The 14,951-nt window shown below is 49.4% G+C and carries 20 protein-coding genes; 14 read left to right on the forward strand and 6 right to left on the reverse strand.

Features of this window, described 5'->3' with window-relative positions; all coding sequences use genetic code 11:
• Position 1: 1 nt before the first annotated feature.
• From WHS43_00300 to WHS43_00310, 3 genes are read right to left on the reverse strand one after another with little or no spacing between them, the layout of a single operon-like run.
• Entirely contained in the window at positions 2-2,542 is a 2,541-nt protein-coding gene (locus tag WHS43_00300) for a tetratricopeptide repeat protein (GenBank protein MEJ5338082.1), read from the reverse strand.
• Positions 2,517-3,152: a histidine phosphatase family protein gene (locus tag WHS43_00305; protein ID MEJ5338083.1), complete on the reverse strand. Its 636-nt coding sequence runs from the start codon at positions 3,150-3,152 to the stop codon at positions 2,517-2,519. Before WHS43_00305 ends, WHS43_00300 begins: the two co-directional genes overlap by 26 nt.
• Positions 3,146-4,270, reverse strand: coding sequence for an alanine--glyoxylate aminotransferase family protein (locus tag WHS43_00310; protein MEJ5338084.1), 1,125 nt, complete (start codon positions 4,268-4,270; stop codon positions 3,146-3,148). The genes WHS43_00305 and WHS43_00310 overlap by 7 nt, the downstream gene beginning before the upstream one ends.
• A gap of 20 nt (positions 4,271-4,290) precedes the next feature.
• Here WHS43_00310 and WHS43_00315 point away from each other — a divergent pair, with 20 nt between their 5' ends.
• Positions 4,291-5,121 carry a DMT family transporter gene (locus WHS43_00315; GenBank protein MEJ5338085.1) on the forward strand — a complete coding sequence of 277 codons (831 nt, stop codon included), beginning with the start codon at positions 4,291-4,293 and terminating at the stop codon, positions 5,119-5,121.
• On the opposite strand, the gene WHS43_00320 is transcribed toward WHS43_00315, so the two are convergent.
• Together WHS43_00320 and WHS43_00325 are read right to left on the reverse strand one after the other, a co-directional pair.
• Positions 5,105-5,626 (reverse strand): gamma carbonic anhydrase family protein, encoded by a 522-nt coding sequence (locus tag WHS43_00320; protein MEJ5338086.1) that lies wholly within the window; start codon positions 5,624-5,626, stop codon positions 5,105-5,107. The two genes, WHS43_00315 and WHS43_00320, sit on opposite strands and share 17 nt — an antisense overlap.
• Before the next feature lie 9 nt (positions 5,627-5,635).
• Positions 5,636-6,694, reverse strand: coding sequence for a hypothetical protein (locus WHS43_00325; GenBank protein MEJ5338087.1), 1,059 nt, complete (start codon positions 6,692-6,694; stop codon positions 5,636-5,638).
• A 56-nt stretch (positions 6,695-6,750) separates the two neighbouring features.
• On the opposite strand from WHS43_00325, the gene WHS43_00330 reads away from it, so the two are divergent.
• The 6 genes from WHS43_00330 to WHS43_00355 all read left to right on the forward strand — a co-directional run bounded on the left by WHS43_00330 (position 6,751) and on the right by WHS43_00355 (position 11,129).
• Positions 6,751-7,014 carry a hypothetical protein gene (locus WHS43_00330; protein MEJ5338088.1) on the forward strand — a complete coding sequence of 88 codons (264 nt, stop codon included), beginning with the start codon at positions 6,751-6,753 and terminating at the stop codon, positions 7,012-7,014.
• Between the two features lie 90 nt (positions 7,015-7,104).
• The gene (locus tag WHS43_00335) at positions 7,105-7,653 is read left to right on the forward strand and encodes a DJ-1/PfpI family protein (protein ID MEJ5338089.1); all 549 of its coding nucleotides are present in this window, start codon (positions 7,105-7,107) and stop codon (positions 7,651-7,653) included.
• Positions 7,654-7,655: 2 nt separating this feature from the next.
• Entirely contained in the window at positions 7,656-8,213 is a 558-nt protein-coding gene (locus WHS43_00340; GenBank protein ID MEJ5338090.1) for a flavodoxin domain-containing protein, read from the forward strand.
• Positions 8,207-8,668 carry a (2Fe-2S)-binding protein gene (locus tag WHS43_00345; GenBank protein ID MEJ5338091.1) on the forward strand — a complete coding sequence of 154 codons (462 nt, stop codon included), beginning with the start codon at positions 8,207-8,209 and terminating at the stop codon, positions 8,666-8,668. Before WHS43_00340 ends, WHS43_00345 begins: the two co-directional genes overlap by 7 nt.
• A complete protein-coding gene (locus tag WHS43_00350) occupies positions 8,665-10,749 on the forward strand; it encodes a xanthine dehydrogenase family protein molybdopterin-binding subunit (protein ID MEJ5338092.1) in 2,085 nt (694 codons plus the stop codon). Before WHS43_00345 ends, WHS43_00350 begins: the two co-directional genes overlap by 4 nt.
• Complete coding sequence (locus WHS43_00355; GenBank protein MEJ5338093.1) at positions 10,746-11,129, forward strand: PaaI family thioesterase; 384 nt, start codon at positions 10,746-10,748, stop codon at positions 11,127-11,129. Before WHS43_00350 ends, WHS43_00355 begins: the two co-directional genes overlap by 4 nt.
• Positions 11,130-11,131: 2 nt before the next feature.
• Here WHS43_00355 and WHS43_00360 read toward each other — a convergent pair whose 3' ends face one another.
• Positions 11,132-11,494: a helix-turn-helix domain-containing protein gene (locus tag WHS43_00360; protein MEJ5338094.1), complete on the reverse strand. Its 363-nt coding sequence runs from the start codon at positions 11,492-11,494 to the stop codon at positions 11,132-11,134.
• On the opposite strand from WHS43_00360, the gene WHS43_00365 reads away from it, so the two are divergent.
• The 7 genes from WHS43_00365 to WHS43_00395 are packed head-to-tail and all read left to right on the forward strand — an operon-like array spanning position 11,493 to position 14,949.
• Positions 11,493-11,996 (forward strand): hypothetical protein, encoded by a 504-nt coding sequence (locus tag WHS43_00365; GenBank protein MEJ5338095.1) that lies wholly within the window; start codon positions 11,493-11,495, stop codon positions 11,994-11,996. The genes WHS43_00360 and WHS43_00365 overlap by 2 nt on opposite strands.
• Before the next feature lie 2 nt (positions 11,997-11,998).
• Positions 11,999-12,193: a CDGSH iron-sulfur domain-containing protein gene (locus WHS43_00370; protein ID MEJ5338096.1), complete on the forward strand. Its 195-nt coding sequence runs from the start codon at positions 11,999-12,001 to the stop codon at positions 12,191-12,193.
• Between the two features lie 12 nt (positions 12,194-12,205).
• The gene (locus tag WHS43_00375) at positions 12,206-12,433 is read left to right on the forward strand and encodes a hypothetical protein (protein ID MEJ5338097.1); all 228 of its coding nucleotides are present in this window, start codon (positions 12,206-12,208) and stop codon (positions 12,431-12,433) included.
• Positions 12,434-13,000 (forward strand): class I SAM-dependent methyltransferase, encoded by a 567-nt coding sequence (locus WHS43_00380; protein MEJ5338098.1) that lies wholly within the window; start codon positions 12,434-12,436, stop codon positions 12,998-13,000.
• 1 nt (position 13,001) lies between these two features.
• Positions 13,002-13,580: an NAD(P)H-dependent oxidoreductase gene (locus WHS43_00385; protein MEJ5338099.1), complete on the forward strand. Its 579-nt coding sequence runs from the start codon at positions 13,002-13,004 to the stop codon at positions 13,578-13,580.
• Positions 13,577-14,197 (forward strand): nitroreductase family protein, encoded by a 621-nt coding sequence (locus WHS43_00390; protein MEJ5338100.1) that lies wholly within the window; start codon positions 13,577-13,579, stop codon positions 14,195-14,197. Before WHS43_00385 ends, WHS43_00390 begins: the two co-directional genes overlap by 4 nt.
• On the forward strand, positions 14,197-14,949 hold the full coding sequence (locus WHS43_00395; protein MEJ5338101.1) for a sulfite exporter TauE/SafE family protein: 753 nt from the start codon (positions 14,197-14,199) through the stop codon (positions 14,947-14,949). Before WHS43_00390 ends, WHS43_00395 begins: the two co-directional genes overlap by 1 nt.
• The last annotated feature ends 2 nt before the right edge of the window (positions 14,950-14,951 follow it).

The raw sequence follows: 14,951 nt of genomic DNA on the forward strand, positions 1-14,951 counted from the left end.
ATCACCTCACCTCACACTTTGGTAGACCCTGCCTCAGCCTGTTGTATAAGTTAACATCCTCGGGACTTGACCTGCTAAGGTCAAACCTCTCCAGCATACAGCTGGCATCTCTTCTTGCACCAAGCTCCAGAAGCACACGGGCACCCTCAAGCACTGCCTGATTGTAGTAGGGTTCCCCCCTATAGTTGAGAGATACTTCCACAAAGTTCTCAAGGGCTTTTTTCTTATCACCCTTTTTCAGGTTGTCAAAGCCCAGAAGAAGAATCGCTTCCCCTCTTAGGCTTCTATCTGGGCTTTTTACAACATAGTCCAGTAAAGCTGTATCCCCACTCTGCCTGTAAAGGTCTATGAGATACCTTTCAAACTCCTGACTTCTGTATCCCCCCTTTATGATATCACGGGAGAGGGAGAGGGCAGAGGAAGTATCTCTCAGAGCTAGGTAAAGACCCACAGCCCTCACCCTGTCGGGGTTTTCCCCTTCAGCAAGAAGGTCCGCAAGGCTCTTAGTATCACCCGCTGATGTGTAGAGCTTTATAAGCTCTTCCCTTGCCTGCCTTCTGTCTTCTTCAAGCTCTGCCTCCCTGTAAACTTTGTAATACAGGACAAGTTTTTTGGGAATCTCCTCTTCCAGTTGGGCAAGCTTAAGGATGGCCTTGAACTTCAGAGGCGTGTTAAGTAGTCTGAGAAGTTCCTGCTCAGCCCCCTTTCTATCTCCCCTCTTTGCCTGAAGCACTGCGTACTGATAGATTATTTCGGGTGGTGGGTTTTTCTCCCTTTCCATGTAGCCTTTTATAAGCCTCTCCATCTCCTCATCCCTTATATCCTTGCCAGAAAACTCAAGAAGGGAGAGGGTTGCCTGTTTTGCCTCCTCCCTGTCAGGAAACCTGCGCAAAACCTCATAGTAGCTTTCCTTTGCTTTTTCTCTGTTTCCCATATTGTAGTGAGCATCTCCCACCCTCAGCATAGCTCTCGCTTTGAGGGGGCTTTTTTCTGAAACTCTGTCAAAGAAGGATATGGCTCTCTGATAGTTACCCTCAAGAAAATAGGACATGCCCAGAAGGTAAACTTCCTCGTCGGACCTGTCTGTGAGAAAGCTCCTTGCCAGCCCCGTATCTCCCAACATCAGGGCGGAGCGGGCTTTGAGTAATTTTGACCTCTGGTCATTCCTTCCCTGGAGCAAACTAATGACCTCTCTGTATCTCTTAAGGTTGTAAAGGGCTATGGACCTGTAGTAAGGGTCTTGGAAGAACCCCAGAGCTCCTAGCCAGTCTCCTCTCCTGAACCTTTCCCATCCGCTGAACTCTCTGGCAAGCTCTGGATATAGCCCCGCCGCCTCAGAAAGCAAAGAGTTCATGTCCCCACCAGTCCAGTAGAGAGCCTCAAGAAGCCACATGTAATCTTCCCTGTCCTTACCTCTCTTGTTTTCTAAAAGACTTATAACCCTTTTGTAGTCTCCCACCCTGACTGCAGAGTATACCGCATACCTGAGATTTCCAGCCTCAAGAAAGCTCTTGAACGCAAGGGAGTAATCCCCTGCGTTGTAAGCTATGATGCCAGCGTTTTCTAAAAAGCGGGGATTTTTTGTCATAGCATATGTGAGCCTTGAAAGATAAAAGTCCTTCTCCGATATGAAGGCATAGAGCTCACCCGCAAGTCTTGGGCTGAGGCTTTCCAGCACTCCTGCATACCTGAAAGCCTGCTCTCCCTTCCCTTCCCTGTATTCAATCAGTGCAAGGTAATAAAGAGCTATGTCTCTGTATGGCTTTCCTGGGGTAGAATAGGAGGAGAGTATGCCTTTTGCCTCAGGCAGGCTTCCTGCAAAGTATTTTATGATAGCAGCCCTCAGCAATGTGCTGTCCCTGTATAGAGGGTTTTCCTTACCTTCCACAAAATCTGATACATACTGACAGTATTGGCTAAAGACCGCACTTTTACAATCTGGTTTTTCTGCCTTGCCTTCTTTTATATTCCTTACCACTTGCCAGAGCCCGTCCCTATTTTCAGGAACAGAGCCTTTCAGGACAAAGTGAAGGGCATAGTAAGCCTCACAGGCAGGTTTCTGATACATGTGGGAAAACTGACAGGAATTACTGAAAAGCTCAAGGGCTCTGCCTTTCTGGTCTTTTGAGTAGGCTATTATTCCAAGCACATACTCTGCCATAGGTTTGAAGGGTGAGTTGGGAATCACAATAACCTTCCCGAGCTCCTCCTCAGCCTGAGAGCTTCTGCCCTTCAGGTAGTAGTCAACACCAAGCCTGTAAGACAGGGCGTCCTTTGGCTCTCCGCAGCTTATACTGCTTGCTCTCTCCACCGGCTTGACCTGAGCGAATTCCATAACCCTTGGAGTTTCAAGCAGGGTAGGAGTCAGGTCGAGCTCTCTTGCGATAGGCATGGGAAGCTTCTCCGGAGGCATTAGCCTGGGCTTTTCCTCAAAAACCTTTCCGGTAAGCTCCACGCTTACGTCAAACTCCTTACTTATCTGCTGGGCAAAGGCAATAGCCAGAAGTAGTAATAGGCTAAAGAGCCTTATAGGCTTCCACATAAAGTTCCCCCAGATGACAGGTTATGTTAAGCCTCATTATAACATTCCTGTCCTTTTCCATGTGAACAAGAGAATAGCTGGCATTATCGCATCCAAAAGACCAGAACTTAGAAAGGTCCACCTTAAGAAGACCGCAATACATACACCTTATGGGAACGGTATGTGAGACAACAGCCACATTCTGACCCCAGTGCCTTTCCTTCAAGTATTCCATAAAGCTATTCACTCTGCTGTAAACATCCTGCAGACTCTCACCACCCTCAAAGCTCACCCTGTGAGGCTCTTCCAACCACTGTCTGAACTGCTCAGGATATCTTTCCTGCACCTCTTCCACAAGAAGCCCAGACCAGTTGCCGTGGTCAATCTCTATAACTCTCCTTTCTTCCACCACCTCAAGACCTTTCACACTGGCTATCTCCTGAGCCGTCTGAAGGGTCCTTTTAAGAGGGGAGGAGTAAAGGGCATGGAGTTCTACATCCTTGAAGTGCTCTCCAAGCCTTCTGGCCTGCTCTCTGCCCCTTTCTGAAAGCTCTGGGTCAAGAAGCCCCTGATACCTGCCTATGGGATTCCACTGACTCTCTGCGTGCCTTATGATGTAGAGCTTTACCATATTCTGTGTTCTATAAGGGTCTGGCTGTAAGCTTTTACACCTTCCCCGAGGTTTACGGGAAAACCCGACCTCTTTAGCACCACCTCAAGCATACCAAGAAGCATAAGACCATCTTTGGGGTCAACGCCCATGTGGGATATGCGGAATATTTTACCCTTGAGCTCATCCTGACCACCTGCAACCCTTATGCCGAGCTTGAGAAGCTCTTTTCTTAACTCTTCAGACCTTTCAGAACTTATCGCACTTACCGAGAGGGCGGGGTTCTCTGCAAACCTCCTCAGACCAAGGGCTTCAACCGCCCTTATAGTTCCCTCAGAGACAGCCCTGTGCCTTTTTTCAACTCTTTCCATACCTTCCTCAAGGAGCATGTGCAGAGACTCTCTCAGAGCAAGTATAAGGCTTATGGCAGGTGTCCATGCAGTCTGACCCTCCTTCTGTTTTGATAGTTCTTTCCTTATGCTGAAGTAGAAGGCTCTGTCTGTGAGATTTTTTTCTGCCCTTTCCGAGAACCAGAGGGTGGAAAGCCCGGGAGGGAGGAGAAAGCCCTTCTGCGAGCCACCCACAAGCACATCAAGACCCCACTCTGAGGGCTTAATGTGATAAACTCCAAGAGCGGTTATGGCATCCGCAATGCACAGGGCATCAAACTCCCTGCATATTCTTCCTATCTCCAGAGCTGGGTGGTAAACACCAGTAGAGGTTTCAGATATCTGAAAGAGAACTCCTCTGCAATCCGGGTTTTCCTTGAGAAGCTTCCTTACCCTTTCCGGGTCTGCAGACTTGCCCCACTCTACCCTGTATTCTATGGGCTTTAGCCCCCAGTGCTGTGCAAGCTTTAACCATCTTTCGCCAAATTTCCCCCCGTTTATCACAAGCACCTTCTCACCTTCTCTGAAAAAGTTGAGAACTGTTGCCTCCATGGCCCCAGTGCCTGAAGAGGCAAAAAAGACAAAGCTCTCCGAGGGCTCATCAAGAAGCTTTTTGAAGAGCTCTCTAACTTCAAGAAAGGCGTGCCTGAACTCTTCGGTTCTGTGATGTATTATTTGCCTTCCGAGAACTTCTCTTACTCTCTCGGGAAGCTCAACAGGACCGGGTGTGAAGATTCTTTCCTGAGACATGGTAGAATATTTTACCCCAAATGCTCGGACTTTCTCTTGCTTTGCTCTCCTCCCTTTTCTGGGGAACAAACGACTACCTGAGCAAAAGGGTTCTACTAAAGGGGGTTGATGAGAACTTCACTCTTTGGGTCAGGTTTCCCATAGCATGCCTCCTGCTTGCACCTCTGGGTGCCCTTTACTGGGATTTAAGCGTAAAAGTAGTCCTGTATGCCCTCCTGTGGCTCCCCCTTGAGGTTCTGGGTGGAGTCTTCTTTATGAAGGGCCTGAAACACGCACCTCTCTCTGTCGCCATGTCCTTCTACTCCTTCATGCCAGTCTTCTCAGCCTTATTTGGCTGGCTTCTCCTCTCCGAGGAGCCTTCCCTCGCTGGTATACTGGGTATGTCTCTGGTGGTGATGGCAAGCCTCCTTCTCGTGGGCTTTTCTCCAAGAGAGTTTTTTAGAAAAAACAGGGGAGTTCTCTACATGCTTATCTCCACCGCCCTTTTTGGTTTTAATGTGGTTCTTGGCAAGGCTTCCATAATGGAGAGCAATAGCCTCTTCTTCAGCTGGTTCTATACTTTCTGCATGAGCCTGGGAACTCTACTGTTTGTGAAGCCCTCTGAAGTTCTCAAAAAGGAAAACTACGCGCACTGGGAGGTCCCACTTCTGGGTTTATTCTTCGCCATAGGTGATGTGCTCTACAACCTGGCACTTTTCTTCACCCTTTCATCTTATGTTGCCTCCGCAGAAAGGCTTTCTCTGCTCGTGGTCCTCCTCTATGGAAAGCTCTTCTTGAGGGAAAGGGCGGAGAGGATATTGCTTCCAGCCATGCTTATGGTAGCAGGCAACGCACTTATGGCCTCTGACTGAGGTATGAGTTCTTATAGGATATGTAGTTTCTGGCAGACTCTTCAATAAGCCTTATTTCCTCCTCTTTCAGGTCCCTAACCACCTTTGCGGGAAAGCCCGCCACAAGCACGCCTGAAGGGAATTTCTTTCCTGGCGTAAGAAGTGCACCAGCCCCTATGAGCACGTAGTCTCCTACCTCAACCCCATCCATCACTACAGCGCCCATCCCCACCAACACATGGTTCCCTATCCTGCACCCGTGCAGTATAACCCTGTGTCCCACCGTTACAAAGTCTCCTATTATGGTGGGATGTGTGTCATGAGTTACATGCACCACCGAGTTGTCCTGTATGTTTGTCCCCCTTCCTATGCGTATGTAATTCACATCACCCCTTATGACGGTGCCGAACCAGACAGAAGAATCCTCACCCATCTCCACATCTCCGATAACTACCGAGTTTTCTGCAAGAAAGACTGAAGGTGGTATGAGAGGGTGCTTGTCTCTGTAGGGCATCAGGAGCGCCATAGGAATATTTTAAGGGAGCTTCCCGCATTCTTCCCAAGTGTATGCAACCTCACTGACAGGAAAATTTTGCTCCCTGAGCTCTAAAGAGCCTCTCTTTGCAGACAGTTTGAGACTCTTCCACTTGAGAGGTTTATGTTCAGTAAGGTAATTAAACCCCGATTCAACATGGGAGTGCCTGAGCCTGAAGGCATAAGCTCTCCACTCTTTGTAGACATATCCGTAGGCATTCATGGACCTCTCATCATAAAACCTCACCGCAGAGAAACCTTCACCAAGCAGCGAGCCGTGCCTGTTGTGCACAAGCAAGGCTTTCCTCACCTGATTCTGCCCATCACCCTCACCGGCTATGAAAAGCCCGTCCGAGGATACAAATCTGAAATAATCAAAGCCTGGTCTTTTGTAAAGTATACTCTCGAGGCCTGCGAGCTTAACAAGGAAACCCTCCGAGTCCCCACCAATTTCCATCCTCCCAGCAGCCCACCTTCCGTTTGTGTATCTTAGATAGTCGTTCTCCTTCCATCCGCTTCTTATGGCCTTCAGAGGTTTCATATAAGGGTCTGTCCACAATATAAAGCCATCGTATTTCCCTTCTTCTCCTACCCTTCCCACCACCACATAGCCACCTCCTGTCCCTGCAAGGCTGTAGGCGTATATGTTATTGTCAGCAGAATAGGCTCTGCCCCTTCTTTTCGCCACTTCTACAATGAAGAGACGCCAGAGATTTTCCCTCAGGCCTCCTACCGCATACTCACAGCTGACCTGCCAGAGTATACCCTCTGGACCCAGAAAAGAGCTTATAACTCCAGAGGTGCTGTTGTAAATCAGAAGCAAGGACCTTTCTCCCGAGTGTCCTGCTGCCACATAATTCCCACCACATTTTTTCACGCTGTATAAACTCTCATCCCTTTTATCCCCTATGAGAAAGGCAATCCTCCTCCTTTCATCCAGGAGAAGGGCCTGGTATCCCTCGCCCTCACTGAAAACCCTTCCTGTAAGGACATGCCCGTCGGATGCAAAGATAGCGCTGTTGAATAGCCCTTCTGCTTGCAATAGGAGGCACTCAAACACCTTTCATCCTCTTTTCATTTTTGAGTGATTATACTCCTCCATAAGGAGGAAGTGCCATGAAAAAGCTCGTCCTTTTGTCTGCAGCCCTTATGGGCCTAAGTGGAGTAAGCGCCGCAGGCGACAGGGTTTACCTTTCCCTAGGGGTAAACCTTGGATACCCGTCCTGTCCTGAAAGGAGGGTGGTGTATGCGGACAGAAGCCCGGATGTGGTCATAATAAGGCCCACACCCGTATATTACTATGCCCCTTACGAAAAGGTGGTCATAATAGAAAAGCGTGGACCCAAGCGCTGGAAAAAACACCCACGCTGGGACTGGTAAAGCTTACAGAGATGTAACTAAGTTAAAGGTAAAACCCTTCTTGACCGCACCTGAAGAGAGACATATACTTTCAGGGAAGGAGGTGCGGTCATGAAGAAGGTTCTTATCCTCACTGGAGATGCTTCAGAAGCCCTTGAGGTCTTCTATCCCCTTTACAGGTTAAGAGAAGAGGGTTTTGATGTGAAGGTGGCAACGCCTGGCAGAAAGCTGGTTCAGACAGTTGTCCACGACATGGAGCCAGGTGTGATGGAGACCTATACGGAGAAGCTTGGCTACAGGCTGGAGGCAGACCTTACCCTCAAGGAGGTAAATCCCGAAGACTTTGATGCCCTTTTTATACCCGGGGGGAGAGCTCCCGAGTATGTAAGGACTCATCAGAAAGCTGTAGAGGTTGTCAGGCACTTTTTTGAGAAGAACAAGCCTGTGGCAACTCTCTGCCATGGTCCTCAACTGCTGGTGGCGGCAGGTGTGGTAAAGGGCAGGAAGGTGAGCGCCTTTTATGTGCTGAAAGCCGATGTTGAGATGGCAGGGGGTGAGTATGTGGACGGTGTGGTTGTGGATAAGAACCTTGTTTCTGGCAGAGCCTGGCCAGACCTTCCAGAGATAATGAGAGAGTTTCTTAAACTCTTAAAGGGTTAAAGATGGGGAATGTGCTCGTGTTATACGACAGCAGAACGGGAAACACGAAGAAGATGGCAGAGCTGGTGGCAGAGGGAGCAAGGAGGGTAGCAGACACTGAGGTCAGGCTCAGGTCTGTTGAGGAAGCCACTAAGGAAGATGTGCTCTGGTGCCATGGTATGGCTGTGGGCACGCCCACCAACATGGGTATAGTGTCCTGGAAGCTCAAGAGGTTTTTTGACGATGTAATAGGAGACCTGTGGGGAAAGATTGATGGCAAGATTGGCTGTGCCTTTTCCTCTTCAGGTGGATGGGGCGGTGGCAATGAAGTGGCGTGCCTCTCTGTGCTTTATATGCTGATAAACTACGGCTTTTTAGTCTTTGGGCTCACTGACTACACTGGAAAAAAGTTTACCCTTCATTATGGCGCAGTTGTGGCAGGAGAGCCAAGAACTCAAGAGGAAAAGGAAGCCTGCCTGCGACTGGGCGAAAGGCTTGCCCAGTATGTGGCGGTGGTTTACGGGGGAAGAAGAGAGCTTTTAGAGCACATAATAAGCTTTGGAGGTAAGTTTCCATGGTAAAAGACTTTGAACTGAAGATAAACGGCAGACTATACAGGGTTAGGGCTTACGAAGATGAGCCCCTTCTGTGGGTTATACGCGAGAGGCTTAGATTGACTGGCACAAAGTTTGGGTGTGGTATTGGCATGTGTGGTTCCTGCACGGTTCTGATGGGCAGGCAGGCGGTCCGGTCCTGTCTTCTGCCTGTAAAGGATGCGGTGGGAAAGGAGATAACAACCATAGAAGGCATACCCTCCGACCATCCCCTCAAAAGGGCATGGCTTGAGCTTCAGGTGCCTCAATGTGGATACTGTCAGCCCGGTCAGCTCATGGAGGCATATGCACTTCTGATGGAAAATCCAAGACCCACAAGGGAGCAAATCATCCAGAGGCTCTCTTCTCACATATGCAGGTGTGGCACCTACAACAGGATAGTCAGGGCGGTAGAAACCGCCTCAAGAGGAGGCAAAGCATGATTACGAGAAGAGAACTTTTAAGACTGGGTGGTCTTACTCTTTCCGTCATGTTAACGCCCGGCGGCTACAGAATTCTCAAGGCTCAGGAAGTGCCAAGAAGGTATGCCCCAAACCTCTGGATAAACCTTTCAAAAGACAACTATCTTACTGTCTTTGTAAACAAGTCAGAGATGGGTCAGGGCGTCTACACAGGTCTTCCCATGCTCATAGCGGAGGAGCTTGACTTTCCCTGGGAAAGGGTAAGGGTAAGACCAGCTCCTGCAGGCAGAGCCTATGTAGACCCCAAGATGGGTATACAGCTTACTGGGGGAAGCACCAGCGTAAGAAACATGTATGAGACCCTCAGGCTCGCCGGTGCCAGCATGAGGGAGATGCTTATCAGTTCTGCCAGCAAAAAGCTGAGTATTCCAGCAGAGCAGATAAGGGCTGAGAGGGGACTGATTGTTGCAGGCGGCAGGCGCTACACCTACGGTGAGTTTGCAGACCTCGCCATGAAAGAGCCTGTGCCGTCAAAACCCAGACTCAAAAAACCGGATGAGTTTATATATATTGGCAGGTCTGTGCCCAGGCTTGATGCACCGGAGAAGGTAGAGGGCAGAGCAATCTTTGGCATAGATACCTTTGAAGATGGCATGGTCTATGCGGTGGTAGAAAGACCTCCCTACTTTGGTGCAAAGCCTATGAAGGTGGAGGCCAGCGAAGCAAAGTCTTTGCCTGAGGTGGTGGATGTCTTTCCCATATCCACAGGTGTGGCGGTATGCGGGCAGTCCTTCTGGTCCTGTCAGAAGGCAAGAGAAAGGGTAAGGATAGAGTGGAGTGAGAGCCTTGTGAAGGGCTGGGGGAATGAGGACCTTGAAAGATACTTTTTGCAGAAGTTGAAAGAGAGAGGTGAAGTGGTAAAGGTTAAGGGAAGCCCCCAGAAGGTTTTTGAAAGCTCATCCACAAGGCTGGAAGAGACCTATATACAACCCTATCTATATCACGCAACCATGGAGCCCATGGCGTGCCTTGCCTGGGTAAAGAAGGACGAGTGCATAGTCTACGCTCCCACTCAGTCCCAGACATGGGTTCTGGAGGCGGCAAAGAGAATAAGCGGGCTTCCAGAGAGCAGGATAAGGGTCATAACCACATATCTTGGGGGTGGCTTTGGAAGAAAGGCAAACGCAGAGTTTGTGGCAGAAGCCCTTGAGATATCAAAGAGGCTTGGAAAGCCCGTCAAGCTCATATACACGAGAGAGGACGACATCAGGTCTGGCTACTTCAGACCTTACAGTGCAACCCTTCTGAGAGCTTCCGCAGACCAGAAGGGCAACATAACCTCTCTTAGCTTTAAGATAGCAGTCCAGCCACTTCTGGGTGGGAGAGCATCAGTAGAGGGTGTGGAAAACATGTTTTATGACATTCCCAACCTGCATGTAGAAAGGGTGGATGTGGAGCTTCCAGTTAGCGTGTGGTTCTGGAGGTCAGTGGGCTCAACCCACAACGCCTTAAGCCTTGAGACATTTATAGACCGTATAGCCTACCAGACAAGGCAGGACCCGGGTGAGCTCAGGCTAAGGCTCCTCAAAAACAACCCGGTAGCCTACAGGGTAGTCCAGACCGCCATGGAAAAGGCAGGCTGGGGCAGGAAGAAAAACCTCGGCATTGCCTACCACTACTCCTTTGGAAGTCATGCCTGCCATGTGGCGGAGGTAAGCCTTGACAGAAAAACCGGTCAGGTAAGGGTTCACAGGGTGGTGGCGGTCATAGATGTGGGTCCTGTGGTGGTCCATCCCGACCTTATCCGCTCTCAGGTGGAAGGGGCTGTGGTTATGGGGCTCAGCATGGCTCTAAAAGAGCAGGTGAAGTTTGCAGGCGGTGGCGTTGAGAACACAAACTTTGGCACATACCAGCTTCTGAGGACCGATGAAGCGCCGGAGATAGAGGTTCACATACTCACCTCAAGGCGTGAGATGGGTGGGGTTGGAGAGCCAGGACTACCACCCACTGCGCCTGCGGTCGCCAACGCCCTCCTGTGGGGCTATGGCATAAGGGTAAACAGATTGCCCATGAGCCCAGAATACATAAAGAGCCTGCTGTGAAATTGAGCCTGCCCTTTCTGGAACACATAGGTGCGGAGCTGGTGAGCCTCTCCCCAGAGGAGGCGGTTCTGATGATAGATGTGAGGGACTATCACCTTCAACACCTTGGCTATGTGCATGGTGGAGTCATATCAAGCCTTGCGGACAACACAGGCTGGTATGCGGTGGTGGCAAACCTCCCAGAAGACAGAACCTCTGTCACCATAGAGATAAAGGTTAACTACCTCAAGCCTGCGGAGAGGGGTGAGCTGGTCGCAAAGGGGAAAGTTCTTAAGATGGGTAAAAGAGTTGCCTTTGCAGTGGTGGAGGTCTGGCAGGGCTCAGAGCTGGTTGCCTACGCCACGGGCACCTATGCGGTGCTTGAATTCAGAAGCTCCTGAACCTAATCCCCACTCTCCTCCGGATAGGTTATGCCTTCAACGGACATAAACTCTATATACTTCAGACCCCAGCGGTGCATGGCTTCAAAGATATCCTCAAGGCTTCTGCCTATTTCCGTAAGCTCGTATTCCACCATGGGAGGCACCACGGGATAGATAGTTCTGCTTACAAGCCCACAGGCTTCGAGCTCCCTGAGCTGTTTTGAGAGCATTCTCTGGGTGATTCCAGGTATTGCCCTTTGAAGCTCAGAAAACCTCTTTTTGCCGTTCATGAGGTTTTTTAGTATGTAGAGCTTCCATTTACCGCTCAGCGTCTGTATGGCGAGCTCTGCAGGGCAAACTACTGAGTTGTTTCTATGTTTCATGGAAGATAGTATATATCAAAACAGACCGTTCTTGACAGACATGCATCGGGGGATAAACTCAAAGGCAGGAGGTATAACCATGAGCGTAATGAAGGGGGTAAACTTCTGGAGCTTTCTCTTCGCATCTCAGATGGGGGGATGGGCTATGGTGGTGCTTGATATGGTGTATGCAGGATGGTTTGGGCTTTTTGGCGTATTCCCCGGCACAAAGGACTGGGGCTGGGTTCTCAAGCATCAGATAGATGCCACCCTTTTTGCCATACCTCTGGTGCTTCCCTATGTATGGAGGCTTCTACCGGGTCCGGGACTTCTCAAGGGCATAATCTACGGAGTGCTCTGGCACATATTTGTCATGATAGTTTCCTTTGTGGGAAGCCTTGGCAACGCCCTGTGGTTTCAAAAGCCCATGCCCGTGAATGCACAGATAAGCACCTTTGTGCTCCACGCAGTGTGGGGTGGAGTAACTGGCTTTCTTTACAATCCACCACAAAAGGAGGTGTAAACATGGCAAGACTTGTAAAGCTTACAGAAAAAGGACCCTACAAGTTAGAGGCTGGCGAGGAAACCTATTATCTTTGCCAGTGCGGTCTTTCTAAGAAGTTTCCCTTCTGCGATGGCTCTCACAAAAGAACAAAGGACGAAGAGGACGGTAAGCTATACTTATATGATGAAAACTCAAGGATAGAAATAAAGCTATAAAGGAGGCTTTTTATGAAGAACTTTGACAGGGAAAAGGCGGTTGAGTATGTGAAAAGGCTTGAAAGCCTTAAAGACCTTCTTTCAGCCTGCCTTGAAGAGGTGGAGGTATGCGCAAGCTACGCTCCTGTGGAGGGTTGTGAAGTCTTCATGAAGAGGCTATACGATAGCCTAAAGGAGCATCAGGAGGCAGTTCAAGAAGCTATAGAACACTGGAATTACATGGTATCTGTGGAGGAGTAAATGGTCTTTAAGTTTCCAGAAACCAACTGGCAGGTGCTTTTGCTTCCACAAAGAGAAAGCTGGCAAAGCGTAGAGGATTTCTTCAAGGTGGTGGAGCCAAAAGAATATGAGGTCTGGGCGGACATAGGCTGTGGTCCGGGATACTTTACCCTGCCTTTAGCTCAGCATGTAAAAAAGGTATATGCCATAGACCAGTCCTCCTTTATGCTGGAAAGGTGCAGGGAAAGGGTTCAGAAAGAGGGACTGAAAAACATAGAATATATGCTCTGTGAGGAAGACCACATGCCTTTAGAGGACAGAGCGGTCAGTGTGAGCCTTCTTGCCAATCTCTTTCATGAACTCTTAAAGCCCGAGGATTTTTTGGAAGAAGTTGGCAGGATAACCAGTCACAGAATAATACTTATAGACTGGCATCCTGTGCACTCACCAGCTGGTCCACCCCTTGAAGAGAGAGTGCCAGAGGATGAGGTGCTCAGCTTCATGGAAAAGAGAGGCTTTAAACTGCTGGAGAGACACTCTGTCTTCCCCTACCACTACTTTTTAATCTTCAGAGCAAAGGAGGCATAACATGATAACAGTAATTTACGCCCATCCCAATCCCAAGAGCTTCAATCACGCCATAAAGGAAGAGGTGCTCGGCTTTCTCTCCTCAAAGGGTCTCAGGTATGAACTTAGAGACCTGTATGCCATGGGCTTTGACCCTGTGCTTTCTGCGAGGGATTTTGAGACCTTTCTTTCTGGAAATGTGCCCGAGGACATAAGGAGAGAGCAGGACATTATAAAGGCGTCCAGCCTGCTTCTTTTTATCTACCCCATATGGTGGACGGGTATGCCCGCCATCCTCAAGGGCTACATAGACAGGGTCTTTAGCTATGGCTTTGCTTATGAGGAAAGGGATGGTGAGCTTGTAGGGCTTCTTTCTGACAAGAAAGCATTCATAATAAACACCCTCGGAGCTTCAGAGCTTGATTATAGACCGTCAGGTATGGAAGAATGTCTGATAAAGACCACAGACACGGGTATTTTCAAGTTCTGTGGCGTGGAGGTGCTCAGACACCTTTTCCTCTACTCGGTGCCTTACATAACCGAGGATGAAAGGAAGGCCATGCTGGAAATGATCAGAAAAGAACTGGAGGAGGTCCTATGAGAGAGTGTCTGAAGCTAATCACAGAAAGAAGGTCCATCACCTTTTTTGACCCTACAAAAGATGTGCCCGATGAGCTTATAAAGGAGATTCTTGAGGTCTCCGCCACTGCTCCTTCTGGCTACAACATACAGCCCTGGGAGGTCATTGTGGTAAAGGACAGGGAAAAGAAAAGGAAACTAAAGGAAATCTGCTATAACCAGCAGAAGGTGGAAGACGCCAGCGCCAACATAGTGCTCCTTGCCAACACAAGGGCTGGATTTGAGCATGTGGACAGAGTTCTTGACAGCTGGATAGAGCTGGGATATGTAAAGCCAGAGGCAAGGGAGAGCCTGAAGGCTCAGATTACCGCAGGCTGGCAGGACCCACAGAGGGCTTTCAGGAAAGCGGTCAGGGACACAGCCCTCTTTGGCATGACCATAATGATTGTTGCCAGAGCCTACGGACTTGAAACCCACCCCATGGAAGGCTACGACGAGCAAAAGCTTAAGGAATTTCTCCTTATAGAAGAGCACAAGGTGGTGCCCATGATAATAGCCATAGGCTACAAGGACCCTTCAAAAGAGCTACTGCCGAGGGCTTACAGGTTCAGGTTCGAGGAGTTTGGAAGGATAGTTTAGTGGAGTCCTTTTTTATATCCTTCGGCTCTGCCTTCCTCGCGGGGGCAATAAACGCAGTGGCCGGCGGTGGAACTCTCATCACCTTTCCCGCTCTTCTCTGGCTTGGGCTTGACCCTGTAGTTGCCAACATTACCAACACGGTAGCCCTCTGGATAGGTTCACTTTCTGGTGCCTTTGGCTTCAGAAAAGAATTCAAGGAGATAAAAAGCCTCATAGCACCCTTTTTCCTGTCTTCTGCTCTTGGTGCATTGGCTGGTGCCCTTCTTCTCCTCAATACACCCTCCCAGACCTTCAGGTCAGTGGTGCCCTTCCTCATATTCTTTGCAGTCTCCATGCTTGCCCTGAGCGAGGTGATAAAAAGGCTCATCTCCAGGTTTTCCCCTGAGAAAAGGGGGCTATACCTGCTCTTGCCTCTTTTTCTTCAATTCCTTACAGGTGTATACGGGAGCTACTTTGGCGCAGGCATTGGCATAATGATGCTGGCGAGCCTGACCCTTTCTGGAGTTCATCGCATCCACACCGCCAACGCCCTCAAAAACCTTCTGGGCTTTTCAATAAACCTTCTGGGTGCTTCCATCTTCGTGCTTAGCGGAAAAGTGAGCTGGCTTTATGCCCTTTCTATGATGCCAGGCTTTGCACTGGGTGGATATGTGGGAGCGAGGGTTTCTCTGGGACTAAGACCCAGGGTGGTCAGGCTTTTTGTGGTCATGTGGGGGTTTTCTATTGGAGTTTACATGCTGGTGGTAGAATAGTT

This window comes from Aquificaceae bacterium, assembly GCA_037481935.1.
Lineage (GTDB): Bacteria > Aquificota > Aquificia > Aquificales > Aquificaceae > Pampinifervens.

Excerpts from the sequence above, each read along its gene's own strand:
- WHS43_00365 (MEJ5338095.1), top strand. The coding sequence starts at position 11,493 with ATGGAAGATAGTATATATCAAAACAGACCGTTCTTGACAGACATGCAT.
- WHS43_00350 (MEJ5338092.1), top strand. The coding sequence starts at position 8,665 with ATGATTACGAGAAGAGAACTTTTAAGACTGGGTGGTCTTACTCTTTCC.
- WHS43_00345 (MEJ5338091.1), top strand. The coding sequence starts at position 8,207 with ATGGTAAAAGACTTTGAACTGAAGATAAACGGCAGACTATACAGGGTT.
- WHS43_00390 (MEJ5338100.1), top strand. The coding sequence starts at position 13,577 with ATGAGAGAGTGTCTGAAGCTAATCACAGAAAGAAGGTCCATCACCTTT.
- WHS43_00385 (MEJ5338099.1), top strand. The coding sequence starts at position 13,002 with ATGATAACAGTAATTTACGCCCATCCCAATCCCAAGAGCTTCAATCAC.
- WHS43_00305 (MEJ5338083.1), bottom strand. The coding sequence starts at position 3,152 with ATGGTAAAGCTCTACATCATAAGGCACGCAGAGAGTCAGTGGAATCCC.
- WHS43_00315 (MEJ5338085.1), top strand. The coding sequence starts at position 4,291 with ATGCTCGGACTTTCTCTTGCTTTGCTCTCCTCCCTTTTCTGGGGAACA.
- WHS43_00375 (MEJ5338097.1), top strand. The coding sequence starts at position 12,206 with ATGAAGAACTTTGACAGGGAAAAGGCGGTTGAGTATGTGAAAAGGCTT.
- WHS43_00360 (MEJ5338094.1), bottom strand. The coding sequence starts at position 11,494 with ATGAAACATAGAAACAACTCAGTAGTTTGCCCTGCAGAGCTCGCCATA.
- WHS43_00320 (MEJ5338086.1), bottom strand. The coding sequence starts at position 5,626 with ATGGCGCTCCTGATGCCCTACAGAGACAAGCACCCTCTCATACCACCT.
- WHS43_00380 (MEJ5338098.1), top strand. The coding sequence starts at position 12,434 with ATGGTCTTTAAGTTTCCAGAAACCAACTGGCAGGTGCTTTTGCTTCCA.
- WHS43_00335 (MEJ5338089.1), top strand. The coding sequence starts at position 7,105 with ATGAAGAAGGTTCTTATCCTCACTGGAGATGCTTCAGAAGCCCTTGAG.
- WHS43_00330 (MEJ5338088.1), top strand. The coding sequence starts at position 6,751 with ATGAAAAAGCTCGTCCTTTTGTCTGCAGCCCTTATGGGCCTAAGTGGA.
- WHS43_00370 (MEJ5338096.1), top strand. The coding sequence starts at position 11,999 with ATGGCAAGACTTGTAAAGCTTACAGAAAAAGGACCCTACAAGTTAGAG.
- WHS43_00300 (MEJ5338082.1), bottom strand. The coding sequence starts at position 2,542 with ATGTGGAAGCCTATAAGGCTCTTTAGCCTATTACTACTTCTGGCTATT.
- WHS43_00340 (MEJ5338090.1), top strand. The coding sequence starts at position 7,656 with ATGGGGAATGTGCTCGTGTTATACGACAGCAGAACGGGAAACACGAAG.
- WHS43_00310 (MEJ5338084.1), bottom strand. The coding sequence starts at position 4,270 with ATGTCTCAGGAAAGAATCTTCACACCCGGTCCTGTTGAGCTTCCCGAG.